The organism is Promicromonospora aerolata, from assembly GCF_042682255.1.
Taxonomy (GTDB): Bacteria; Actinomycetota; Actinomycetes; order Actinomycetales; family Cellulomonadaceae; genus Promicromonospora; species Promicromonospora aerolata.
This window is the reverse complement of sequence record NZ_JBHUHF010000001.1, coordinates 3,896,055-3,918,247: the sequence shown is the minus strand read 5'-3', so window position 1 is coordinate 3,918,247 and position 22,193 is coordinate 3,896,055. Positions and strand designations below refer to the sequence as shown.

The window sequence follows — 22,193 nt, the reverse complement described above, 5'->3', positions numbered from 1 at the left end:
CGGTCGCTGCTCAGGCGGCGGGGCCGCGCTCCGGGAGCACGACGACGAAGGTCGCGCCCCGGCCGGCCCCGTCGCTGTCGGCGCTGATCGTCCCACCGTGGGCCTCGACCAGCGCCTTCGCGATGGCCAGCCCGATGCCGGAGCCGCCACGCTGCCGGTCGCGCGCGGTGTCCACCCGGTAGAACCGCTCGAAGACATGCGGCAGGTGGGCCGGGTCGATCCCGTCGCCAGTGTCCGCGACGGTCAGCCGCAGCCCGCCGCCGTCCGCGCGTGCCGCGCCGACGCGCACGATTCCGCTCGCGGGAGTGTGTGCAGCAGGGCGTTGTCCAGGAGGTTGCCCAGCACCTGGCCGATGCGGTCGCGGTCGACGACGACGTCGGGCAGGCCGTCGTCGGTGTCCACGATGAGGCTGACATCGCGGGCCGCGAACCGGCCCCCGGCGGAGCGTGCCGCCACGGTCAGCAGCTCGGCGGGGGCGGTCGGCTCCGGGTGGAGAGCGAGGTCGCGGCTTTCCGCCCGGGTTACGGCGGCGAGCCGGAAGAGCCGCGAGCCCTGCGCGCGCAGGACGGCGATCGTGTCCGGGGTCAGGGACTCCACCCCGTCCCCGACGCCCTCGAGATAGGCGGTGATCGTGGTGACCGGGGTGCGCAGCTCGTGCGCGACGTCGGCCAACAGCCGACGGCGCAGCGCATGGCTCTCGTCGAGCCGGGCGGCCATGTCGTTGAACGCGACCGCGAGGTCCTCGAACTCCGCACCGATCCCCGGAGGAGGGACGCGCGCGTCGAACCGCCCGCCCGCGACCCCCGCCGCGGCGGTGGACAGCGCGCCCAGCGACCTGTCGATCCGGCGGGTCAGGAGCAGGCTGGCCACCAGCGAAGCCAGCGCGGCAGCGCCGAGCGCCAGGCCCAGCGACGTCGCGCTCGCGGACCGAAACGCCTCCTCCGCGTGCAGCATCCTCGTCCAGGCCCGCCGCCAGCATATGCCGGCGGAAGATGCCGGGTCCGACCGCACCGACGACCAACCAGGCGGTCAGCCCGCCACGAGTGCCATGGCGACCAGAAGCCGGCCGGCGATCCCTGGCCTCCCGAACCTGCCCGGGGCTGCCGTCATGTGCCCGGACCGATCCGGTAGCCGACGCCGCGAACTGTCCGCACGAAGCGCTGCTCGGCGGCCGTATCACCGAGCAGCACGTGCACGTCCACCAGATGCTCGTCGCCGACCCAGCCTGTCCCCCAGACCGCCTCGATCAAGGCCCGCCGGGTGAAGACCGCCCCGGGGACGGGACGCGAGGGCGGCCAGGATGTCGAACTCCGTGCGGGTCAGCAACACCGGGTCGGCGTCCACGTGCACCTCGCGGCCCTCGAGATCGATCCGCAGCCGGCCGACGGTCACCGGCTCGGATCCGGGCTCGGCAGGGCGGACCGCCTGGGCGATGCGCCGAGGACGGCGGAGCAGCACCCCGACCCGGGCGGCCAGCTCGCGCGGGCTGAACGGTTTCGTCACGTAGTCGTCGGCGCCGACGGATAGGCCGACCAGGGTGTCGACCTCGTCCGCGCGGGCCGTGAGCATCACGATGTAGCAGTCGGAGAAGGTTCGCACCTGGCGGTACATCTCGATGCCGTCCAGGCCGGGCAACCCCAGGTCCAGCACGATGACGTCCGGGTCGACGGCGCGCGGCCTCCAGTCCGCCCGGACCGTCGAGCGCCTGGTGCACCTCGAGCCCGTCGCGCTCCAGATAGCCGGTAACCAGGCGAGCGAGGTCCTGCTCGTCGTCAACCACCAGGGTACGCCGGGCCGGCGGCGGAACAGCTGTCATGGAATCATTGTCACCGGCCGCTGGACCGCCCGGAGTGCCACGACGACTACCGCCGCGCCCAGGCCGTAGATCGGGCCCCCTGAGACGACCCTGCGCCGGGGAACCCTGTCACCGGTGCCGGCGGGCTCGTAGAGAGCCTTCACCTGGGTCGTACGCGGGAGCTCTCCCCCCGCGATCGCCGGCAGCCACGCCTCGACGAGCGTGCCGTCGTGGGTGAGTTCGGCGTCGGTGAACCATCGGCCCGTCGAGGGCACCTCGAGGGTGCCCTCGAAGTCAAAGCCGTCGCCGGTCTGCCGCAGGTCAGCGGTGACCTCCTCGCCCGTGCGCCGGGCGACCAGCCCGCGGGGTACCAGGTCGTCGCAGTGCTCCGCCACCGCCGTGCTCATCGTGATCTGACGACCGGAAACCTCCGCCGTGATCGTGGCCGGCCCGACGTCCTTGCCCTGGCCGGGATCATGCGCCGACGCCGGTTCGGGAGCAGACAGTACGAGGACCGCACCGAGCACGACCACCGCTGCCGCGGGGGCCGCCCGGACGGCGAAACGCCGGAGCATGACCACCGCGAACAGGACGGTGACCGGCAGTGCCGTGATCGCCACCGCGTCGGCGGCTGGGCTCGCCAGCCCGGTCAGCGGTTCACGACGTTCTCCCTGATAAGCCAACTGACCAAGTGGGGCTATGGCGCTGTGGCGGGTCGGAGGCCGATGAACTTCATCCGATCTTCGCCGTAGAAGCAGGTCTGCAAGGCGAGGTCGCCGTCGAGTCCGATGAGGTCGTGTGTAGTAGCCCAGGTCTTCGGTGTGTAGCGGATATCGACGACCTCGTAGATCTGGTCGCTGCCCTCGATACGGACGTTCTGCCCGGTCTCCCAGGGCAGGATGGCATCTCCGTCGCACGAGTTGTGTGCCGCCCAGACTGGCGGCACGTCATCGTGTGCGTAGGACTTCATCTCAGTGAACGTGCCGTCGCACCGGTCGAGTTCGGGTATACCACCGGAGGCTCCCAATCGAATGGTCGGAATTTCGCCGGTGAAGCGTTCGCGGGTGGTATCGATCACGCCATCGGTAGTGGTTTTCATCGTTCCGTATACCCCTTCGACCGCCTGCGGGGCAAAGAAGTTGCCCACGCTGAGCGACCCCCCGGCGGCGAGTAACAGGCCTCCAATGAGACCGACCACGGTTTCTATCCGACGGTGCCGGGACCTGCGTGCGTGCCGCCTATGCGGCGCCGCAACCGAACGTATGAACGCCATGACCACATCATGCCCGCAGAACTACTATTCTGCATAGTTGACAGTGTGGAATCGTGGGAGTCGCCGACGCCACGCCGCGACGATCGGACACCAGCCGAGCATGGACGGATCAAGCCCTTGACACGAACAGTCAATCCGTGGCCAACGAATCGGTTCGCCGACGCCGCTGCCGGGCCGCACCGACGATGGGCGGGCCGGACCGCACACACGATGGTGGACGCCGAGCGTCCGCTCGTGCCGTTGCCGGCAGCTTTCGTTGTGGCAGCGGTTGGCGGGGTCGCGCTCGACGCGTCGTTCCCCGCGCTCGGCTGGTGGCCGCTCGCGTTCGTGGCCGTCGTGCTGGCGCTGGTCTCTCTCGTCGGGCGGACAGTGTGGGACGGGGTGCTCGTCGGTGCGGCCTTCGGTGCGGCGTTCTACTTCCCGCACGTGTCGTGGGCCTCGCAGTTCCTCGGCGACGACCCCCTCGGCTGGGTGCCCTGGGTGGCGCTGGCGACTGCGGAGACCCTCGTCCTCGCGGCGCTCTCGCCGCTCGTCGTGCTCGCCTACCGATGGCTGCCGCGCTGGCGGGACACCCCCACCGTGCGCCTCGTGGTGCTGCCGGTACTCGTGGCCGGGGCGTGGATGACGCGGGAGCTCGTCCTGGGCTCCTGGCCCTATGGCGGGTTTCCGTGGGGGCGCCTGGGGATGAGTCAGTCGGAGAGCCCGATCGGTCCCGTCGCGTCCTGGCTGGGCGTGTCCGGGCTGGGGTTCTTGATGGTCGTCCTGTGCGCCGGCGTCATCGAGGTCGTTCGGTGGGAGGCCCGAGGACACGCACCGCTGGGTACGGACGGCAGTACCCGGCCGCGATTCGATGGTGTACTGCCACGTACGATCCCCTTGGGTCTGCTCGCCGTGGTCATGCTGTTCGTTCCCCAGTTCCCGACCGCCGACGCCGGCACGATCCGGGTCGGTGCCGTGCAGGGCAACGGGCCCGCCGCCTACGCTGACGAGCGCGCAGCGCTCGAGGTGCTGGAGTCGCAGTTGGCAGCTTCGACGCCGCTGGAGAGCGCGCAGGTGGACGTGGTGCTGTGGCCGGAAGGCGGCGTCGACAGCGATCCTGTCGCGGAACCGGATGCCGCACGGATCCTGGACGCGGCAGCGGCCTCGTACGGAGCCCCGGTCCTCGTCAACGCCGCATCCGCAGTCGGAGACCTCTTCTACAACACCTCGTTCCTATGGACGGACAACGGCGCGGAGGCGACGCACGCGAAGCGCCACCCCGTCCCCTTCGGTGAGTACGTGCCGAACCGGGACGTGTACGGCGCGATCGTCCCCGGCCTCGTCGGCCTCCTGCAGCGCGAGTACAGCCCTGGCGAGGACTCGCCGGTCTTCGACCTGGGCCAGGCGAAGGTGGGGCTGGCGATCTGCTTCGACGTGGCCTTCGACGACGTCATCCAGGAGGGCGTGGACGACGGCGCGCAGGTGTTCATGTTCCAGACGAACAACGCGGACTTCCGGGGCACCGACGAGAACCTGCAGCAGGTCGCGATCGCACGCATGCGCGCGATCGAGACCGGGCGCAGCGTGGTCAACGTGTCCACGACGGGCACCAGCCAGATCTTCGCGCCCGACGGGAGCACGGTTGAGACGCTTGCGAGCGACGAGTCAGGACTCATGGTCGAGGAGATCGAGCTGCGCGACGGTCTCACCGCGGGTGTTGTGCTCAGTCCTTGGATGCAGGGGACCCTCTTGTGGGGAACCGTCCTGAGCCTGGCCGTCCTGGCTGTCCGCGTCCCACGGTCGATGAACCGGCCGCGCGGCAATGCCGGGCCTGCCGGGGAGGCTGTCCCCGCGGTCTACCCGGTCTGACCAGCACGGCCGCCGTCCGGGCCAGCACGACTCCCTGCGCGCCGGCCGGGACGGTGGTTCCACGCCGTTACCTTTCCGTTACAGTAGTGCCCACCATGATCCTGACACGTCGCCTCCGCTCGCTGATGGCCGGTTCCCGGCACGGAGCGACGGCCGTGGCCGCTGTCATGCTCCTTGTGCTTGCCGTCGTCGGCGCGCACAAGGTGTGCGTGCACCTGACCGAACACACGGGCGGCGTCGCGCAAGCTCATGGGGGACATGGTCACGGCGGTGAGCACTCGCGCGGTGGCGGGGCAATGGCCGTGCACGCCGTGGCGACGGGTCGAGTCGACGTCGTTGAGCCCGAGACCGACGGTTCTTCCGGCTGCGCCGACCACGACACCGTCACGGCGCAGGCCCAACCGCTCCTTCTGCCGTCGTCCCTGGTCTTGGCCGCATCGCCAGAACGTACGGCCATCCGTCTGCCGCGCGCTGCCGTGTACCAGGACCATCGGATCACTTCCGCCTTGGCTAGGGCGGCTGCGCCGTCGCTACATGCCCTGGGGATCGACCGGACGTAGACCAGCGCACCGCCGACCTCACCCGAGCGTCGGCCGGTTCAGCGTGCCCGTAGAACGGGCTACGCCAGTGGTACTAGTCCGATCCGAAAGGTCCCCGCTTTCATGGAGCCCAGCTTCACCCAGAACCGGCCAGTGAGCGGCCGTGGTCGTCATCGGGCGGCCGACCGCGCGATGCCAGCCGCCGTCGCCCGAGCCGGCTCAGAGCACGTCACCGCCTTCGCTGAGCGCCCCAGCGCAGAGGCCAGGTCCGGTGCCCGGCGGTCCCTGACCGCTACCCCCGCAGTTCAGGGGGCACCGACGTCCCCGTGGCTGAGCGCTGGGCTGTCCAGTAAGCCAGTTCAGGGCGCGACCAACTCAGCGGACACCAACGCCGGCTCGGCGACGCGGGCGCGGCGAACCAGAGGACGCCGTAGCAAGGGCCGGCACGCGGCCTCGCCGAAACCTGCGCTGCCCCCTGCAACCGGGCGGTGGCCGTTGACACTCGGTCTGGGGATCGCTCTGGCCACCACGACGTCGTTCACGGTCGCCGCTGTCGGCGGTTCCGGGAACGACGAGCGCGTCCAGCCAGGGGAAGCCGGCGCCGCGGTGGCATTCACCGGTCCGTCGTCGGGCGCGGCGGCTGCGGTGCCCGATCGGCAGAGCGGTGCCTCGCGCAACCAGGAGCGCGAACCACTTGAAACTCCTCGAGCTGGCATCACCGTCCCACGTGACGCGTCGATGCCCGTCGAGGAGGCGGCTCCCGTGCAGGTCGAGGCGCCGCCTGTTCTGCCTGGCTGTGATGGTGAAGCGACAGGCTCTGGGCTCAACGGTCAAGTGCCGGAGAGCGAGTTGTGCGCCTTGTGGGACGGGTACCCGCCGATCCGGGCCGACGCGGCCGTCGCCCTGGCTCGTCTGAACCTGGCGTACACCGAGCAGTTCGGCGAGCCGATGTGTCTCACGGACGGCTACCGCAGCTACGCGCAGCAGGTCGCGGCGAGGGCGGCAAAGCCGACGCTGACAGCAACGCCAGGACGGTCCAACCACGGCTGGGGCCTTGCCGTGGACATCTGTGCGGACAGCTACGCCGGTGAGCGCTGGGACTGGCTCAAGGCACACGGCCCGGAGCACGGGTGGGACAACCCGCGGTGGGCACAGCCCGGCGGCTCCGGACCGTATGAACCGTGGCACTGGGAATTCACGGCGGCCGTGGCACAGATCGATGACCACCACTGAAAGTGCTGCCTGCCCCTGGGTGTCATGAGTACGGCGATCGCCGTACTCCGGGCACTAGTACTACAGCCGTAGATCGGGCCGCTGGGCTGCGGTGATGCTGCCTTCGCGTCTTTGGTAGTGGGCGCGGCGGGCGTGGTGTTGGTGTCGTCGTCTCCAGCGGACCAGGCCAGATCCGTTCGACGGTCCTGGAGGCGGTCGCGGTGAGGGCGGTGAACAGTCGTCTGGCCTCGCCCAGGGTGATCGGGACGAGCCCGCCGCTGTCGTGGTCGGGCACGGTGTCTTTCGTAATGGTGGCGAGGATGGTGAGGAAGGCGTGGGCGAGCATCGCCAGGGTGGTCCACCGGTGCCAGGAGTCCCGGCGGCGGACCTGGTGCTCGTCCAGGCCGGCGTGGCCCTTGGCGGCCTGGAAGTTCTCCTCGACCGGCCACCGGCCCCCGCCACGCGGGCCAGGTCGCCGATCGCGACCAGGCGCGGTGTCCAGCAGCGGTACCAGGCCAGCTCCCGGTGGTGTCGTTGCGCTCCCACGTGCGCTGCGTGGTGAGCGGGACGTCCAGGATTTCGACCAGGAGTTGGTCGATCGGAACGCGCTGGCGATGTGCGCTGCCGGCCCGACAGACAAGTAAACCCCAACTGCTCAACTTTTCAGCCGCCGCTACCTGCTCAGTTTTCGGCCGCCGTCGACGTGGGGTGCCGTTGCGCTGGAAATGAGGCGCGCAGGAGGGTCCCTGCCCAGTGGCGCGGCCGGCGCATTCCGCTTGTTCCGGCCATCCTCCCGGCGGAGTCGAGCCCATGAGGGTCGGAGGGGCGTGATCCTCGTTCTCGGTGGTGTGGGTCTACCGCATCGGCTCTGTTGCGAGGAGATCCATGAGGGCCACGGTGAGTACCTGACGAAGGCCTTCGAGGTCCGCATCGCCGGGATGGAGTGCCCATTGCTGGGAGATGCCGTCCAACATGCCGAGCACGACCAGGCCCGGCTGATGGCGCAGCCGGACGCACCTGAATCGGCTCGCTGCGGCCTGGAGCAGTTCATCGAGGGCATCACGTAGGGCGCGGTAATAGCCGCCCAACAGCGCGGCGGCTTCAGGGTCACGGACTGCCTGCAACCGCGACTCCAGGGACAGCACGACCGCCTCCGGAAGGTCGCGGATCTGCGCCAGCCAGAGCTCGACGAGACCGTCTACGAGTTCCGGCAGGGACTGAGCGGTCTGGGCCAGCGCACGCAACGGCTCCAAGCCGGAGGCACGATGGGCGATCAGGGCCTGGAAGAGGGCGTGCTTGCTTGCGAAGTGATGGTAGACCGCCCCCTTGGAGGCGCCTGCCTCGGCAGCGACGTCATCGATGGTCGCCCTGCCATAGCCGCGACGTGCGAACACCCTTGCTGCGGCTTCCAGCAGCAACTGGCGGGTCTGCGCGGCCTGACGCTGTCGCAGTGTCACGTGACTCAGCCCTTCTCCGTACGAATCTTGACGTATTCGGGCGGTCCTACAGACTTGCCAGTCGGTCACATACTAGCCAGTCTGTCAATCCAGCCCGACATCACACGAAGGGAGCTGTCCTCCGTGGACACATCCAGAGCCGGTTCCTCCCACAATCCAGAGCACGCTCCTCCTGGCCCTCTGTCCGGACAGGTGCCGCCGGACGCCGCCCGCTATCTCACCCGTGCCATCCCACCGGGAAGGCCACTAGCCCGGCAGGTGGTGATCACCTTCTCGGGGTGGGTACGTTTCAGGCCCGGCGGGCCACGAATGCCCTTCCGCGCCACCGAGACGATCCGGGCCGGAGTCTCCTACCAGGTGACCGCGCACGCCCGCCGGGGACTCGTTCGGGCAACCATCGAAGACGCGTATGAAGGCGGGCAGGCGAGCTTCCGTGTGCGCGCGTTCGGGATCATCCCCGTTCGGATACAGCGCGGGCCCGACCTGGCACGCTCCGCCCGCTCCCGACTTGTCGTCGAATCCACATGGCTGCCGTCGGCTTTCCACCCGTCGCTCGGAAGTGAATGGTCCGAGGGCCCTGACGGGAGCCACCTCACGATGCCTGTCGATGGGCAGGACATTCACGCTGACTTTCTCCTCGGGTCACGCGGTGAGCTGGCCGAGCTACGCCTGTCACGGTGGAGCAACCTCACCGACTCGGGAGCGTACGACTGGGTCTCTTTCCGAGCGCGCACCGAGGCGGAGCGTTCGTTTGACGGTTACACGATCCCCTCGGAGATCCGGGCCAGCTGGCGGGCGGGTAGTAACCAGGAGTTCGACTTCTTCCACGCCATCGTCGAAAACGCGCGCTTCAGCGCTTGACGTCTTGCACCAGTTGGGCGATCACCGGCACACGATTCCGGCCGCCCCGGGCACGTCTTCGAGCTGGTACTACAGCCGTAGATCGGGCCGGTGGGCTGCGGTGATGCTGCCTTCGCGTCTTTGGTAGTGGGCGCGGCGGGCGTGGGCGAGCATCGCCAGGGTGGTCCATCGGTGCCAGGAGTGCCAGCGGCGGACCTGGTGCTTGTCGAGGCCGGTGTGGCTCTTGGTGGCCTGGAAGTTCTCCTCGACGGTCCACCGGCGTCCCGCCACGCGGGCCAGGTCGCCGATCGCGACCGGCCGCGGGGCACAGCAGCGGTACCAGGCCAGCTCTCCGATGGTGTCGTTGCGCCGCACGAGCAGGGCGTGGTGACCGGACCGAGGTCGGGCCGTCGGGCTCAGCCTGCAGCTCGAGGACGGCCCAGGAGTACCAGCGCCGCCCTTTGGACCCGTCGCCGCACGACATCCGAGCCCAGGCGCCGGGCGGGAGCAGGTCGGTTGCCTTGTCGGCGCGCAGCGGTCTGGCGCCGGTCGGCGCGGCGCGGTTGCAGCCGATCGCGAGCACGTAGGACAGCCCGAGGCGTCGGCAGGTGGCGCGTAGGTGCCGGTCGGCGCCGTAGACCTCGTCACCGGCGAACTACCGGGCCGGTGTCCCGGCGGCCAGCGCGTCGGTGATCATCTGCGTGGCCAGGTGCGGCTTGGTCGCGAACTCGGCCTCGTCCGGGACGCCCGCCTCGTGGCGACGGGCTGGGTCGCTCGCCCAGGAATCGGGCAGGTAGAGGCGCCGGTCGACGAACGCGTGCCCGCGCCCGACAGCGTAGGTCAGGAAGACCGCGACCTGGCAGTTCTCGATCCTCCCGGCGGTGCCGGAGTACTGCCGCTGGACCCCGACCGTGGCGGTGCCCTTCTTCAGGTCGCCCGTTTCGTCGACGACCAGGACCGCGTTGGGGTCGGCGAGCCGGGCGATCACGTAGTCGCGCACGTCGTTGCGGACGGCGTCGGCATCCCAGACCGCCCGGCCCAGCAGGTGCTGGAGCCGTGCGGGCTCTCGTGGCCGGCGTGCTCGGCGATCGTCCAGCAGTTCTTCCGCTCCAACGGGGCGACCAGCCCGGCCAGCAGATCCCGGGCCGCCCCGCGGGCGTCCCGGCGCGCGAACCGGGCCGCGACCTGCTCGAACGCCGTCTCGAACTCGGCACGCCACGCTTGAGGGTCTACGCTGTTGGCCGCGGCCACCGCCACGGTCTTCTTGTTCCACACAAGCAACGAAGCATCCAGGCGGTGGCCGCCCCGCGTCCAGCGTCATTGCAGGTCAGCGACCGATCTACGGCTAGTAGTACTAGTGCATGGAAGCCCCGCACCGCAAACGTGGTGCGGGGCTTCGCGGCGCCGTTCGGTCAGGAGCAGGTGAGCCCGTCGGCGAGGGCGTCGAGGTTGGCCTCCATGACGTCGAGGTAGTCGGCGTCGGCATCGGTCTGGCCCTCCACCGGGTCCAGGGTCGCGGTGCTCACCCCGAGGTCGGACGCCAGGGCCTCGACCGCCTGGGGGTCGGCGATCGTCTCGACATAGATGGTCGAGACGTTGTCGGCCCGCACGATCTCGCGGATCTCGCGCATACGAGCGGGCGCGACCTCGGACTCGGGGTCGATCCCGGCGATGCCGACGAGGTTCAGGTCATAGCGGCCGGCGAGGTAGCCGAACGCTTCGTGCGAGGTAACCAGCGTCGCGTCGGCGCATGGCGTGAGCCGTTCGGTGTACTGCTCGTCCAGTGTGACCAGGTCCGCGTCGAGTGCCGCGGCGGCCTCGGCATACGCATCGGCGTTGTCCGGGTCGACTGCGGCGAGCTCGTCGGCGACCTGCTGCGCGACCGCGGCCAGCCGGACCGGGTCGAGCCAGAAGTGCGGGTCCGTCCCGCCGTGCTCGTCCTCGGCGCCCTCCTCGCCCGCTTCCTCTTCGGCGTGCTCCTCGGCAGCCTCGCCTTCATGGCCGCCGGCGGGGTCCTCTTCGAGTTCCGCGGCGTCGGTGGCGTCCACGACATGCTCGGGCGCGCGCTGCTCGACGCCGTCGTCGACGGCGGGCTGGAAGCCGGGGAGGTAGACCACCAGGCCCGCGTCTCCGATCGCACGGACCTGAGCCGGGGAGAGCTCCAGGTCGTGCGGCTCGGCGGACGGCGGGGTGAGGTTGTCGACCGTCACGTGCTCGCCACCGACACGCTCGACGACGTATTGCAAAGGGTAGAAGGATGCGAGCACCTGGACTGTGTCCGCCTCGTCAGTACCGCCGGGCGCGGCCGAACCGCACGCCGTGGCAGTCAGGGCGAGAGCGGCGATCGAGCCGGCTGAGAGCAACCGTGATATCTGCATGGACGCATGGTTGGGTAGGTGAGAATGAAAGTCAACATCACCTCGGTCGCCGCGCTTGCGCTCGTCCAGGTACTTCGACAGCGTGAGCCGGGCGACGGCGTCGGCCTTGATCCGGCGTAGCCTGTCGAACCGGCCGTCGGACCGGGGGGCCGAGCGTCTCACCCATGCAGAGATCGCAGGCGGTCAGGCCGGGGACGATCGGGCATCGCGCGGCGTCTCGTGCAAGAGGCGAGGTCTACTCCCTACGGGTTTGAGCTCCTGGGTCGCGGAGAGGAGTCGGGTGTGAGGTTCGGCGGTCGCCTGGTCGTGTCGATGGCCCTGGTGATGCTGTGCGGCGTCCTTGTCGCCTGGCTGGTGGCGCAGGCCGTCGGTCCAGGGGTGTTCCGTGACCACATGGAGCGGGCGTCGCACGAACCGGGCAGTGTTGCCGCGCACGCCCTGGAGGCGTTCGTCTCGGCGAGCACTGCCACGCTGGCGGCCGCGCTGGGCGCCGCGGTTGTGACCTCGTTGCTCGCTGGCTTCCTGGTGTCGCGGCGCGTCGCGTCGTCGCTGCGAAACACCGCGACGGTCGCGGCCCAGGTGTCGGCCGGCCGGTTCGACGTGCGGGTGATGCCTCCCGGCATTGGTTCGGAGTTCGACGAGCTGGCGGGCGCGATCAACGCGATGGCCCAGCGCCTGGGCCGTAACGACGCGATGCGCCGGCGGCTCATGGCCGATATAGCGCATGAGCTGCGCACACCGGTCGCCACAATTTCCGCGTACCTCGACGCACTGGACGACGGCGTGGAGGTGCTTTCCCCGGCGACGACCGAGGTGCTGCAGGCACAGGCCTCGCGCCTGACGCGCCTGGCAGACGACCTCGGCGCGGTGATGCGGGCCGAGAGCGGCGCGATGCCTCTGGACCTGGTGCCGGTCGACCCGCACGAACTGATCGAGCTGTGCGCGGAATCGCTCCGGCCCCGGTACGAACGGTCGGGGGTGGCGCTGGTGACGGAAGTACGTCCGGGTACGCCACGGATCCTGGCCGATCGGGACCGCATGGGGCAGGTCCTGGGGAACCTGGTCGACAACGCCGTGCGGCATACCCCGGCCGGGGGCACGGTACGGCTCACCGCCGAACCCCATGGTGCCGTGGTCCGGTTCGCGGTCGCCGACACCGGCGATGGCATCGAGGCCGAGCACCTGCCGTACGTGTTCGAGCGGTTCTACCGGGTCGATGTGGCTCGCGACCGCGGGCACGGCGGGTCCGGGATCGGGCTGGCGATCGTCCGCGCGCTGGTCCTGGCCCACGGTGGGACGGTGTCGGTGCTCAGCCCTGGAAAGAGCATGGGGACCACCTTCGTCGTCGACCTGCCTGCCCGGCCCGACGGGCCCCGCTGGCACCCCTTCTCCCGCGGCCACTGACGGGCGGGATGCTCATGCTCCCGTTCCTATCCGGTACCCGACCCCGCGGACGGTACGGACAAACCGCTGGGCGGTGGCCGAGTCGTTGAGCTTCTGCCGCACGTGCAGGACGTGCACGTCGACCATGTGGTCGTCGCCGTACCAGGCGGGGCCCCAGACGGCGTCGACCAGGGCCCGGCGGGACATGGCCCGGCCGGGGTGGGCCGCCAGGGTCGCGAGCACGTCGAACTCCGTGCGTGTCAGCGGCACGGGGCGCTCGTCGAGGAACACCTCGCGCGCGTCGACATCGATCCGCAGCGGCCCGATCTCGATCGCCGGGTTGCTCCCCGTAGAAGCCGGAACCGCGTAGCGCCCCCGGCGTGGCCTACGCAGCATGGCCTGCACTCGGGCCATGAGCTCGCGCGGCCGGAACGGCTTGGTCACGTAGTCGTCCGCTCCGACAGACAGCCCGACGATCGTGTCGATCTCCTCGGACCGCGCGGTCAGCATCATCACATAGCAGTCGGAGAACGTGCGCAGTTGCCGGCATACTTCGACCCCGCCAAGGCCCGGCAGGCCCAGGTCGAGCACGACGACGTCCGGATCGACTTCGCGCAGGACGTCCAGCGCGTCCAGGCCGTCGTGGACGAGACTCGTCTGGAAGCCCTCCCGCTCGAAGTACCCGCCGACCAACCGGGCCAGCGGGACCTCGTCGTCGACGACGACAGCACGCAGCGGAACGGGGACGGCAGTGGGGTTGGGCGGGTGCACGAAGACATTCTGCCGATGCGCACCAAGGCCCTGCCCGAAAGCGGCCTCCAGCAGGGTTCTTCATCGAATCTTGATCGACCGGCGAACGGACCCGCGTCCCGCACGGCACAGACTTGTCACTGCCGGGCCCGGACATCGAGGCCCGACACCACCGCCGCAGCGGCCGCGGTGCAGCCAGAAGGGAACCTCTTTTTCGTGAACCTGAACCTCCGTCGAATCATCAGCGCCACCACCGTCGCCGTCGTGCTCGGCACGACACTCGCCGCCTGCTCCGGTGCCGATCCCGCCGACGACACCGCGTCGCAGGCTGGTTCGGGTAGCAGCGAGCACAACGACGCCGACACGCAGTTCGCGCAGATGATGATCGTCCACCACCAGGGCGCACTCGAGATGGCTGAGCTCGCCGGTGAGAAGGCGCAGGACCCTGCCGTTCAGGAGCTGGCCGCCGGGATCGCCAGCGCTCAGCAGCCCGAGATCGACACGATGACCGGCTGGCTGGAGGCATGGGGCGAACAGTCCGACGGCATGGCGGGCATGGACCACTCCGGCATGGACATGGAGGGGATGGACATGAACGGCATGTCCCAGGAAGACGTGATGGCTCACCTCGAGACACTGGACGGCACCGAGTTCGACGCATCGTTCCTCGAGCACATGATCGCCCACCACGAGGGCGCCGTGACCATGTCCGAGGCTGAGATCGAGGACGGAACCAACCAGGACGCCACTGCCCTGGCGCAGGCCATCATCGAGGACCAGACCGCCGAGATCGCCGAGATGGAGCAGCTCACCAGCACCATCACCCAGTGACCGTGGGTCCACGGGGTGGTCACGAGGTGCCCCGGCGGGCTGCCCGCCGGGGCAGGGGCGATTTCGGCTCAAGTCTGTCCGTATTGCGGTTCGAGCCGTGACACGATTCCTGACACGGTTGCCGCCCGTGACACGCAACATGACACGGTTCCAGTGACCACCGGCGACAACGCTTGCCTACGAATGCCAACCGTGTCAGGCTGATCCCGAGCGGCGCAGGAATGGCGGAATCTAGCCGTTTCTGCACCACCAACAGGGCTAACACCAGCCCACTCAAGACAGCCTTGTGAGCGAGCGTCGAGACCCGCTCCACCAGCAGGGGGTTGCGGGTTCGAGTCCCGCTGGCTCCACACCGTCCCACCTGCACTGATATCCATCGGTGCAGGTGGGTTTTTTCGTTCTCGGGCCGAAAGGCCCCGTCGGGGCCGATGGTGCGTCATCGTCGTGATCCGTCGGCCTGATGAGCACCGGAGCATGCGCATGGACGCCACCGGCACCAGGAGCCATGTCCGCTCGCCGGGAAGCTAGACCACCGGAGAGCCAGCGAACTTCTCGAGCAGTTGTGTTCGACAGGAGTGAACTTCCGAGGCCGTCTCGCACTTGCGTCCGGGCTTCTGTCGTCTCCGTGGTCGGGCCCGCCCGAGGCAGCGGAAACCCGTAGGCCGACCCTGTGGGTTTCTCGTAAATTCGCCCGTTCCGGGCAGTTTTCACCCGCGATCGCGGCCGGGGCACTGACAAGTCAGGACCCCTTCCATAACCTCGAACGCGAGGGGCACGCACCACCCAACCGACCGGCCCCTCGTGACCCGAGGAGGACCGCGTGTCCCTGACCAGGAAACTCATCGGCACCGTTGCTGCGCTGACCGCCGCTCTGTCGGCAGTGGTCGTCGCCATGCCGGCAGCCACCGCAGTACCCGACTCCATCCCGCTCACCATCACCAACGACTCGGGTCGTGGCGACCAGGTGTTCGTCTATGTGCTGGGCGAGTCGGGTGGCGAGCTCGGCTACGCCGATGCCACCGGCACGTTCCACGCCTGGCCGAACGCGGGAAGCGTTCCAGAGCCGGCTCCGGACGCATCGATCGCCGGCCCGGCGGACGGGCAGGACATCACGATCCAGCTGCCCAAGCTGTCGGGCCGCGTCTACTTCTCCTACGGCAGCAAGCTGGACTTCAAGATCGTCAACGACGGTCAGCTCGTGCAGCCGGCCGTGCAGAACCCGAGCGACCCCAACCGGGACATCCTGTTCAACTGGACGGAGTACACGCTCAACGACTCCGGCCTGTGGATCAACAGCACCCAGGTCGACTTCTTCTCCGCGCCCTACCAGACCGGCCTGCGTTCCTCGAGTGGCGAGCTCCGGCACACCGGCATGCTCAAGCCGGACGGGTGGGACAACGTCGTCTCCGCACTGGCGCAGCAGGACGGCTGGGACGGTCTCGCGCAGACCGGGCCCGACGGGTCGGTGCTGCGTGTGCTCTCCCCCGGCCACGCGGTCGGCACGGGCCAGATCGATGCGGACATCATGTCCGACTATGTCGACCGGGTCTGGAGCAAGTACGCCGGCGAGACCCTGACGGTCGTGCCCTACGGCGACCGGCCGGACACGAAGTTCCTGGGCACCGTCTCCGGCAACACCATGACGTTCACGGACACCTCCGGTGCTGTCATCGCGACGTTCCCGAAGCCGTCGGGCGAGTCGATCTTCGGATGCGCAGGCGACCTGGCTGCCCCGAACGACGACGTCGGCGCCATCGCCCGCACCCTGTGTGCCGGCTTCAACCGGTCCTCCCTGCTGGACAGCGCCACCCAGCCCACCCAGGACCCGGCCGGCTTCTACCAGGACCCGGTGACCAACTACTACGCCAAGTACATCCACGCGCAGATGGCCGACGGAAAGGCGTACGCCTTCGCGTTCGACGACGTCGTCAACCAGGAGTCGCTCGTCCACGACGGTGACCCGACGGCGGCGTTCATCCAGCTCGACCCGTTCACCGGGGCAGCTACACCGATCGGCGGTTGAGGCGGCGATCTCCCCCGAACGGCACAGGAGGGCCCGACCATGGTGGCCGGGCCCTCCTGTGGCGCTCAGGGAGAAGTCGAGGTCAGCCCTCCTGCCTGCGCTCCTCCACCGGCTCGGGATCCGCGGGCTTGTCGACGACAGGGTCGCCGACCGCAGGCTCTGTCGGTGTCGACGTGCCTACCTCGGAAGCAGGGACGGCGGCGGCGGGACCGAGGTCGGCCGCCTCCGGGGTCGCCACGACGGGGTCGCCACTGTTGGTGCGGCCCTTCTGTGCGGCGTCGGACATGGCGCTGCTCGCCTTCTGTGCCGACGACCACGCGGCGTCGAAGACCGGAGCGGCCTTCTCCTTCGCGGCGTCGAACACAGGCGTCGCCTTGCCCAGCACCGGAGCTGCCTTCTCCTTGGCCGCCTCGAACGCGGGGCTCGCGGCCGAGTATGCGCGGACGCCGAGGTCCTTGGCCGTCTGTGCGGCCCTGGCCCCCGCCTCCTTGCCCTTGGCGACGGCGGAACCAGCCGCTGATCCGACGCCGGACGAGTGCCTCGCGGAGCCATCCGTGTAGTCGGCGCCGGTGGCCTGCTCCCAGGGCTCTGCCCACGGGTCGGTCTGCGGCTGCGCGCGCTTCCAGAAGACGTAGCCCGCGACGGCGACGCCGCCCGCGGCCAGCGCCACGAGCCAGCCCTTCTTGGAGCCCTTCTTGTTCGCCTTGTCCGCCGCGGCAGTGACGGATGCGGCGAGCGACGCCTTGCCCTGTGCCGATGCGGCGTTGGACGCGGCGTCGTTGAACGTGGCGACCATCTTCGGAAGCAGGTCGTCCACGAGCTTGTCGTGTGCGGTGTCGATGAGCGGCGCCGCCTTGCCCGCGACCTTCTCGACCTGCGGCGCGGCAGCCTGGAGGCTGTCCTGCCAGGCCTTCTCGGCCCGTGGCGTCAGCCAGGCGATGAAGTCGTTGACGCGGGGCTGAGCCCAATCCTTGGCGCTCGAGGCCTGGCCCTTCGCCTGTGCGGCGAGAGCCTCGGCCTGGACAGCGGCCCTGGAGCTGACGTCGGACAGCAGGGCTGAGGCCTCCGCGGCCCTCTCTTTGACCTTCTCGGTGTCGATCTTGCTCGTATCCACGTAGTCGGTCACCTTCTTGCGGGTCATGAAGCTCCCCCCGAACTGTTCAAATACTCCTCAAGGTGCCACTCTGCCACCGCCTGCCCCTGCTGGCGAGGCCGGGCGAAGACGATGCAGCGCCGGCGGGCCGCTCCGTGGGAGGATTGATGCATGTTCGCAATCCTGCACACCACCTCCGGTGACATCCGAATCGAGCTCTTCCCGAACCACGCGCCCAAGACTGTCGAGAACTTCGTCGGCCTCGCGACCGGTGAGAAGGCCTGGACGGACCCGCGGACCGGTGAGGAGCGCAAGGACCCGTTCTACGACGGCCTCATCTTCCACCGCGTCATCGACGACTTCATGATCCAGGGCGGCTGCCCGCTCGGGACGGGAACCGGCGGTCCGGGGTACACGTTCAACGACGAGATCCACCCGGAGCTCCAGTTCAACGAGAAGTACATCCTCGCGATGGCCAACGCCGGCAAGCGCCGCAACCCGGTGACCGGCGAGATCGAGGGGACCAACGGTTCGCAGTTCTTCCTCACCACCGCAGAGACCCCCTGGCTGAACGGCAAGCACACCATCTTCGGCAAGGTGGCTGACGACGCGTCGCGACTGATCGTCGACGAGGTCGGCAAGACGCGCACGCGTCCTGGCGACCGCCCCGTTGAGGACATCACGATCACGTCCGTCACCATCGAGCCCTGAGGCTCGGCGGCGAACGCGCGGCTCCGGCTGGACCAGCACGTTCCGGAGAGTACTGAGGACCGAGGGGACTGAGGACGTATCGCGATGAACGACCCGGCCGCCGAGGAGCCGACCGAGGCCGAGGCTCCCGTCTGCCCGCGCCACCCCGACCGGGTGGCCTACGTGCGCTGTCAGCGCTGTGGCAGACCGGCATGCCCCGAGTGTCAACGGCCGGCGGCCGTGGGCGTGCAGTGCGTCGACTGCGTCCGGGAGTCGAAGCGAACGGCCCCTCGGGTCCGGACGGTCTTCGGCGGTGCTGCCGACAGCGCCGCCGTCAACGGACGCCCGATCGTCACCCTGACGATCATCGGGATCTGCGTCGTGAGCTGGCTGCTGCAGCTGGTGACGTCGGGTGCGTGGACCGAGATGCTGTGGTTCTGGCCGTGGGGCGGCCTGATCGAGCCGTGGCGCTTCCTCACGGCCTCGTTCCTGCACTCCACGTCACCGATGCACATCCTGTTCAACATGTATGCGCTGTGGATCACCGGGCAGTTCCTCGAGCCGCTGCTCGGTCGGCTGCGCTTCGGGGTCCTGTGCCTGCTCTCCGCCGTGGGCGGCTCGGTCGGTGTGCTGCTCCTCGCGGGCGACCCGGCCACGTCGGACGCCTGGGTCACTCCGGTGGTCGGGGCCTCCGGGATGGTGTTCGGCCTGTTCGGTGCGATGCTGCCCGTGATGCGGCGGCTCGGCCGGAGCATGGGTCAGATCCTCGTCCTGCTCGCGATCAACGGCGCCATCGGGTTCATCGTGCCGAACATCTCCTGGCAGGCGCACCTGGGCGGGCTCGTCACGGGAGCCCTGGTGGCCGCGGCATACGCGTATGCACCGAAGGACCGCCGGGCGGCCGTGGCCTGGGCAGTTCCGCTGGTCGGCATGGCCCTTCTGATAGGCCTGGTCGTCCTGCGCTACAGCTCGGTGGGTGTCCTGTGAACGACCGGAGCCGCCTCGGCAGGTCCGAACAAACCGCGGAACCGGGCCGATCTGCAGGCCTGGCGGTGTACCACCACTCTCTTTTCCCCAGCTTTACCCACAGCTGTGGATAAATGGGGACACAGTTCCGCGGCCGCCTCGACGCGGCCGCGGAACCGTCACTTCCAGCGGGTCGTGAGACCGAAACCGACGATGATCAGGCCGAAGCCGACCGCGAGGTTCCACTGGCCGAGCTGTGGGATCGGCAGGCCGAGGTCCGAACTCGTGAGGTAGAACGTCACGATCCAGACGAGGCCCAGGATCATCAGGCCGAGCATGACCGGGGCGAGCCAACGCGGGTTGGTCGCCTCGCCGGGCAGGCCGACCTTGGCCTCGGACTTCTCAGTCTTGGGCGTGGCCTTCTTCTTGTTGCGGGACTTCGACTCGGGCACGAGGCAGGCTCCTGTCCTGGTGTGGTCCGCCCGACGGGTGTGCCGAGCCGACGTCTGACTTGCTCGTGGACTAGCGTAGTGCTCCACAGGCCGCAGGCGTGACCAGACGCGTCCGTGGGTTTGTCGAATATTGCAGGAGGGACGCGGTGACCGGAGCCGAGCCGACCCCCGTGCCGTCCCCCACGGGTGGCGCGACGGGCTTTTTCCGCGCCACGATGCGTGCGCGGTGGCGCTCCTGGGTCAGCGTGGGCGGGGTGGCGGTGCTGGCCGGCCTGATGTTCAGCGCCAGCGCGCGACTGGCCGACGGCGGCGGCGCCGACACCCGGGACCCGCAGGACCTCGCACAGCTGGTGGACGCCGAGGCGGAACGGGTCACCGAGCTCACCCAGCGCACGAGCGACCTCGACCGCGAGATCGAGGCGCTGAGCGCGCGGGCAGGCATCACGGTCCCCACCCAGGACGGCGACCTCGTGGCGCGCGAGGGCGTGGTGTCGGGCTCGGAGCCGGTCTCGGGCACCGGGCTGACCGTCACGCTCGACGACGCGCCCTCGACGTCGGTCGGTGCGGGCCCCGGTGGCGTGGAACCGCAGCCCGACGATCTGGTGGTGCACCAGCAGGACCTCCAGCACGTCATCAACGCGCTGTGGGCCGGTGGGGCCGAGGCGATGACGCTGCAGGGTGAACGCGTGACCTCGACATCAGCGTTTCGGTGCTCGGGGAACATCCTGTTGCTGCACGGAAAGGTGTTCTCACCGCCCTACAAGGTGACGGCAGTCGGAGACCCGGCGAAGATGGAGTCGTCGCTGATGAGCTCCGAGGGTGTCCAGACGTATCTCGAGTACGTCGACTGGGTACACCTGGGCTGGGATGTACGACGCAGCGACGACCTGGACCTTCCGGCGTATGACGGCGGCGGTCTGCAGTATGCGACGGTTCCCGACGGTACGGAGGTCTTTGGATGACCCACGCGCAGGCCGGCCACAATGTGCCGCTGTCACAGGAGGTCTTCCCCATCGCGTATCAGCGCGGTCCCTCCGGCATGGGCCCGCGCAATGCGCGGCGCCCCCAGCGCGGTTCGACGGCACCCATGCGGCCCGTCGCCTGGCTGATCGGTGTGCTGGGTGAGCTCCTCGTCACCGCCGGTCTCGTGCTCGGGCTGTTCGTGGTGTGGCAGCTCTGGTGGACCGACGTCGAGGGCGCGCGGGCCCAGAGCGAGATCATCGCCGAGATGGACTGGGAGTCCGCTCCGCAGGGGCCCGGTGCCGCCACCGAGAACCATGGGCCACCGCCGGTCATGAAGGAGCCGCCGGAGGCCGGGGGGCTCTTCGCCCAGATGTACGTCCCCCGGTTCGGCGACGACTACGTCAAGCCGGTCGCGGAGGGCACGGACAAGGCGACGGTGCTCGACACGATCGGTATCGGACACTACGTGGACACGGCAATGCCCGGCGCCCTCGGCAACTTCGCCCTCGCCGCGCACCGCACCACGTACGGCAAGCCGTTCAACCAGATCGCCGAGCTCAAGGACGGCGACGCTCTGGTGGTCCGCACCAAGGAGACCTGGTACGTGTACAAGGTGACGGAGTCGAAGATCGTCTACCCGCAGAACGTCGAGGTGATCGCGCCGGTGCCCGGCGTGACCAGCGACCAGCCCATGCCCGAGCCGACCAAGCGGTTCATCACGCTGACCTCCTGCCACCCCATGTTCTCCGCTACCGAGCGGTACATCGTGCACGGTGAGCTCGAGTACTGGTCGCCGGTGGGCGAAGGAAAGCCGAAGGAGCTGGTGAGCTGATGTACGCGCTCCTGTGGCGGGTGATCCCCGGACCGGGCTGGTTCAAGTTCCTGGTCTGCCTCGTGCTCGTGTTCGGCCTGGTCGCCGTGTGCTTCACGCAGTTCTTCCCGTGGCTCAGCGACTACATGCCGTTCAACGAAACCACCGTCGGCGCGTAGCATTCCTGCATGACGCGCATCCTCGTCGTCGACAACTACGACTCGTTCGTCTATACGATCGTCGGCTACCTCGACCAGATCGGCGCCCGGACCGTGGTGGTCCGCAACGACGCCGTGCCCTCCCCCGACGCCGACGGCCGCTACTGGTACGACGCGGGGGACGGCTCCCCCGTGCCCTACGACGGCGTGCTCGTGTCGCCCGGGCCCGGGACGCCCGCCGAGGCCGGTGCGTCCGAGGACGTGATCCGCGCCTGCGCCCGGTCCCGAACCCCGATGCTCGGCGTCTGCCTGGGACACCAGGCGCTCGCCGAGGTGTACGGCGGCAAGGTGACGCATGCGCCCGAGCTCATGCACGGCAAGACGAGCCAGGTGTTCGCACAGGACACCGGCCTGGACCGGCCGACCGTGCTTGCCGGTCTGCCGGCGCCGTTCACCGCCACGCGCTACCACTCGCTCGCCGTGACCCCTGACAGCGTGCCGGCGGAGCTCTCGGTCACGTGCGCGACGGAGTCGGGCATCGTCATGGGCCTGCAGCACCGCGAGCTGCCGCTGCACGGCGTCCAGTTCCACCCGGAGTCCGTGCTCACCGAGGGCGGGCACCGGCTCCTGGCGAACTGGTTGGAGACGTGCGGGCTCGACGGTGCCGTGGAGCGGGCACAGGGAATGGCGCCGCTGGTCACCTCGTGACCGACGACGCCATGCCAACCCTG

25 protein-coding genes and 1 pseudogene are annotated in these 22,193 nt (G+C 69.3%); 13 read left to right on the top strand and 13 right to left on the bottom strand.

The window, feature by feature from the left end; translation table 11 throughout:
- Positions 1-10 precede the first annotated feature (10 nt).
- The 5 genes and pseudogenes from ACFSL2_RS17475 to ACFSL2_RS17455 form a co-directional block, all read right to left on the bottom strand.
- A complete protein-coding gene (locus ACFSL2_RS17475) occupies positions 11-289 on the bottom strand; it encodes a sensor histidine kinase (protein ID WP_377199056.1) in 279 nt (92 codons plus the stop codon).
- Positions 244-954 (bottom strand): sensor histidine kinase, encoded by a 711-nt coding sequence (locus ACFSL2_RS17470; RefSeq protein WP_377199055.1) that lies wholly within the window; start codon positions 952-954, stop codon positions 244-246. The genes ACFSL2_RS17475 and ACFSL2_RS17470 overlap by 46 nt, the downstream gene beginning before the upstream one ends.
- Positions 955-1,106: 152 nt before the next feature.
- Positions 1,107-1,816 (bottom strand): annotated as a pseudogene (locus ACFSL2_RS17465) (response regulator).
- On the bottom strand, positions 1,813-2,478 hold the full coding sequence (locus tag ACFSL2_RS17460) for a hypothetical protein (protein WP_377199054.1): 666 nt from the start codon (positions 2,476-2,478) through the stop codon (positions 1,813-1,815). The pseudogene ACFSL2_RS17465 and the gene ACFSL2_RS17460 overlap by 4 nt, the downstream one beginning before the upstream one ends.
- Before the next feature lie 14 nt (positions 2,479-2,492).
- A complete protein-coding gene (locus ACFSL2_RS17455) occupies positions 2,493-2,942 on the bottom strand; it encodes a hypothetical protein (protein WP_377199053.1) in 450 nt (149 codons plus the stop codon).
- A 336-nt stretch (positions 2,943-3,278) separates the two neighbouring features.
- Here ACFSL2_RS17455 and lnt point away from each other — a divergent pair, with 336 nt between their 5' ends.
- From lnt to ACFSL2_RS17440, 3 genes are all read left to right on the top strand, one after another.
- Entirely contained in the window at positions 3,279-4,916 is a 1,638-nt protein-coding gene (lnt, locus tag ACFSL2_RS17450) for an apolipoprotein N-acyltransferase (RefSeq protein ID WP_377199052.1), read from the top strand.
- 95 nt (positions 4,917-5,011) lie between these two features.
- Positions 5,012-5,476 carry a hypothetical protein gene (locus ACFSL2_RS17445; protein ID WP_377199051.1) on the top strand — a complete coding sequence of 155 codons (465 nt, stop codon included), beginning with the start codon at positions 5,012-5,014 and terminating at the stop codon, positions 5,474-5,476.
- 474 nt (positions 5,477-5,950) lie between these two features.
- Positions 5,951-6,688: a M15 family metallopeptidase gene (locus ACFSL2_RS17440; RefSeq protein ID WP_377199050.1), complete on the top strand. Its 738-nt coding sequence runs from the start codon at positions 5,951-5,953 to the stop codon at positions 6,686-6,688.
- A gap of 833 nt (positions 6,689-7,521) precedes the next feature.
- Here the strand turns inward: ACFSL2_RS17440 and ACFSL2_RS17435 are convergent.
- A complete protein-coding gene (locus tag ACFSL2_RS17435) occupies positions 7,522-8,124 on the bottom strand; it encodes a TetR/AcrR family transcriptional regulator (RefSeq protein ID WP_377199049.1) in 603 nt (200 codons plus the stop codon).
- Between ACFSL2_RS17435 and ACFSL2_RS17430 the strand changes: the two genes are divergently transcribed.
- Positions 8,125-8,985 (top strand): DUF6544 family protein, encoded by an 861-nt coding sequence (locus ACFSL2_RS17430; protein WP_377199048.1) that lies wholly within the window; start codon positions 8,125-8,127, stop codon positions 8,983-8,985.
- Between the two features lie 69 nt (positions 8,986-9,054).
- Here the strand turns inward: ACFSL2_RS17430 and ACFSL2_RS17425 are convergent, their stop codons facing one another.
- The 4 genes from ACFSL2_RS17425 to ACFSL2_RS17410 form a co-directional block, all read right to left on the bottom strand.
- The gene (locus ACFSL2_RS17425; RefSeq protein ID WP_377199047.1) at positions 9,055-9,339 is read right to left on the bottom strand and encodes a hypothetical protein; all 285 of its coding nucleotides are present in this window, start codon (positions 9,337-9,339) and stop codon (positions 9,055-9,057) included.
- A 280-nt stretch (positions 9,340-9,619) separates the two neighbouring features.
- Entirely contained in the window at positions 9,620-10,006 is a 387-nt protein-coding gene (locus tag ACFSL2_RS17420; protein WP_377200847.1) for an IS701 family transposase, read from the bottom strand.
- Entirely contained in the window at positions 9,949-10,245 is a 297-nt protein-coding gene (locus ACFSL2_RS17415; RefSeq protein ID WP_377200903.1) for a hypothetical protein, read from the bottom strand. Before ACFSL2_RS17415 ends, ACFSL2_RS17420 begins: the two co-directional genes overlap by 58 nt.
- Positions 10,246-10,376: 131 nt before the next feature.
- Positions 10,377-11,504, bottom strand: coding sequence for a metal ABC transporter substrate-binding protein (locus tag ACFSL2_RS17410; protein WP_377199046.1), 1,128 nt, complete (start codon positions 11,502-11,504; stop codon positions 10,377-10,379).
- Positions 11,505-11,624: 120 nt separating this feature from the next.
- Here ACFSL2_RS17410 and ACFSL2_RS17405 point away from each other — a divergent pair, with 120 nt between their 5' ends.
- Positions 11,625-12,746: a HAMP domain-containing sensor histidine kinase gene (locus tag ACFSL2_RS17405; RefSeq protein ID WP_377199045.1), complete on the top strand. Its 1,122-nt coding sequence runs from the start codon at positions 11,625-11,627 to the stop codon at positions 12,744-12,746.
- A gap of 12 nt (positions 12,747-12,758) precedes the next feature.
- Here the strand turns inward: ACFSL2_RS17405 and ACFSL2_RS17400 are convergent, their stop codons facing one another.
- Positions 12,759-13,496, bottom strand: a complete 738-nt coding sequence (locus ACFSL2_RS17400) for a response regulator (protein WP_377199044.1) — start codon at positions 13,494-13,496, stop codon at positions 12,759-12,761.
- 15 nt (positions 13,497-13,511) lie between these two features.
- Here ACFSL2_RS17400 and ACFSL2_RS17395 point away from each other — a divergent pair, with 15 nt between their 5' ends.
- Both ACFSL2_RS17395 and ACFSL2_RS17390 read left to right on the top strand, forming a co-directional pair.
- The gene (locus ACFSL2_RS17395) at positions 13,512-14,306 is read left to right on the top strand and encodes a DUF305 domain-containing protein (protein WP_377199043.1); all 795 of its coding nucleotides are present in this window, start codon (positions 13,512-13,514) and stop codon (positions 14,304-14,306) included.
- Between the two features lie 820 nt (positions 14,307-15,126).
- The gene (locus tag ACFSL2_RS17390) at positions 15,127-16,329 is read left to right on the top strand and encodes a beta-1,3-glucanase family protein (RefSeq protein ID WP_377199042.1); all 1,203 of its coding nucleotides are present in this window, start codon (positions 15,127-15,129) and stop codon (positions 16,327-16,329) included.
- Positions 16,330-16,411: 82 nt separating this feature from the next.
- On the opposite strand, the gene ACFSL2_RS17385 is transcribed toward ACFSL2_RS17390, so the two are convergent.
- The gene (locus tag ACFSL2_RS17385) at positions 16,412-17,470 is read right to left on the bottom strand and encodes a hypothetical protein (protein WP_377199041.1); all 1,059 of its coding nucleotides are present in this window, start codon (positions 17,468-17,470) and stop codon (positions 16,412-16,414) included.
- A 123-nt stretch (positions 17,471-17,593) separates the two neighbouring features.
- On the opposite strand from ACFSL2_RS17385, the gene ACFSL2_RS17380 reads away from it, so the two are divergent.
- Both ACFSL2_RS17380 and ACFSL2_RS17375 read left to right on the top strand, forming a co-directional pair.
- Positions 17,594-18,133, top strand: coding sequence for a peptidylprolyl isomerase (locus ACFSL2_RS17380; protein WP_377199040.1), 540 nt, complete (start codon positions 17,594-17,596; stop codon positions 18,131-18,133).
- A gap of 84 nt (positions 18,134-18,217) precedes the next feature.
- Positions 18,218-19,099, top strand: a complete 882-nt coding sequence (locus ACFSL2_RS17375; protein ID WP_377199039.1) for a rhomboid family intramembrane serine protease — start codon at positions 18,218-18,220, stop codon at positions 19,097-19,099.
- Positions 19,100-19,257: 158 nt separating this feature from the next.
- Here ACFSL2_RS17375 and ACFSL2_RS17370 read toward each other — a convergent pair whose 3' ends face one another.
- The gene (locus ACFSL2_RS17370; protein ID WP_377199038.1) at positions 19,258-19,530 is read right to left on the bottom strand and encodes a cell division protein CrgA; all 273 of its coding nucleotides are present in this window, start codon (positions 19,528-19,530) and stop codon (positions 19,258-19,260) included.
- Between the two features lie 146 nt (positions 19,531-19,676).
- Here ACFSL2_RS17370 and ACFSL2_RS17365 point away from each other — a divergent pair, with 146 nt between their 5' ends.
- The 4 genes from ACFSL2_RS17365 to ACFSL2_RS17350 are packed head-to-tail and all read left to right on the top strand — an operon-like array spanning position 19,677 to position 22,170.
- Positions 19,677-20,492 (top strand): DUF881 domain-containing protein, encoded by an 816-nt coding sequence (locus ACFSL2_RS17365; RefSeq protein ID WP_377199037.1) that lies wholly within the window; start codon positions 19,677-19,679, stop codon positions 20,490-20,492.
- Positions 20,489-21,325, top strand: coding sequence for a class E sortase (locus ACFSL2_RS17360; RefSeq protein ID WP_377199036.1), 837 nt, complete (start codon positions 20,489-20,491; stop codon positions 21,323-21,325). Before ACFSL2_RS17365 ends, ACFSL2_RS17360 begins: the two co-directional genes overlap by 4 nt.
- On the top strand, positions 21,325-21,483 hold the full coding sequence (locus ACFSL2_RS17355) for a hypothetical protein (RefSeq protein WP_377199035.1): 159 nt from the start codon (positions 21,325-21,327) through the stop codon (positions 21,481-21,483). Before ACFSL2_RS17360 ends, ACFSL2_RS17355 begins: the two co-directional genes overlap by 1 nt.
- A 9-nt stretch (positions 21,484-21,492) precedes the next feature.
- Positions 21,493-22,170 carry an anthranilate synthase component II gene (locus ACFSL2_RS17350; protein WP_377199034.1) on the top strand — a complete coding sequence of 226 codons (678 nt, stop codon included), beginning with the start codon at positions 21,493-21,495 and terminating at the stop codon, positions 22,168-22,170.
- Positions 22,171-22,193: the final 23 nt, after the last annotated feature.